This is a genomic window from Blastococcus sp. MG754426, assembly GCF_021699055.1.
Lineage (GTDB): Bacteria > Actinomycetota > Actinomycetes > Mycobacteriales > Geodermatophilaceae > Blastococcus.
On sequence record NZ_SSXC01000182.1, the window covers coordinates 1 to 494 of the forward strand.

A 494-nucleotide genomic window follows, 5' to 3' on the forward strand; every position below is an offset into this window, starting at 1 on the left:
GGCGAAGGAGGTGGCGCAACCGGCACTGATCGCGTCATAGTCACCACACCGCTGACCAACACGGTGAGGACTACATCCACCACTCAGCGGGACGTCACCTGGTGGGCCGCTCTAGCTGTAGTGCCCCGCGAGGTTGTTGACGGGGATGCGGCTGATCGGAGGGCGTCCGCCGAGTGCGGTGTGGGCTCGGTGATGGTTGTAGGTGTGCAGCCAGCCGGGCAAGGCCTCGGCGCGGTGTTGGCTGGAGTCGAAGGGCTGGGCGTAGGCCCATTCGGTGAGCAGGGTGCGGTTGAGCCGCTCGACCTTGAAGCGCCCCAGGTTCTGTGCCGCCTCCTTGTGAGTCACGGAGGATGGCCGTCATGCCGAAGAAGATCGATCCGGCGCTGAGGGAGCGCGCGGTGCGGCTGGTGCGTGAGCACCGGGGCGAGTACTCCTCGACCACGGCCGCGGCGGTGGCGGTGGCCCGCCAGCTGGGGGTGGCCCGGGAGTCGGTG

The 494-nt window shown here is 68.6% G+C and carries 2 pseudogenes; one reads left to right on the top strand and one right to left on the bottom strand.

Annotation, left to right across the window (positions count from 1 at the left end):
• Nucleotides 1-111: 111 nt before the first annotated feature.
• Nucleotides 112-306, bottom strand: a pseudogene (locus tag E9549_RS22895) (integrase core domain-containing protein); the annotation flags it as partial.
• Nucleotides 307-359: 53 nt separating this feature from the next.
• Between E9549_RS22895 and E9549_RS22900 the strand changes: the two are divergent.
• A pseudogene (locus E9549_RS22900) lies at nt 360-494 on the top strand (IS3 family transposase); the annotation flags it as partial.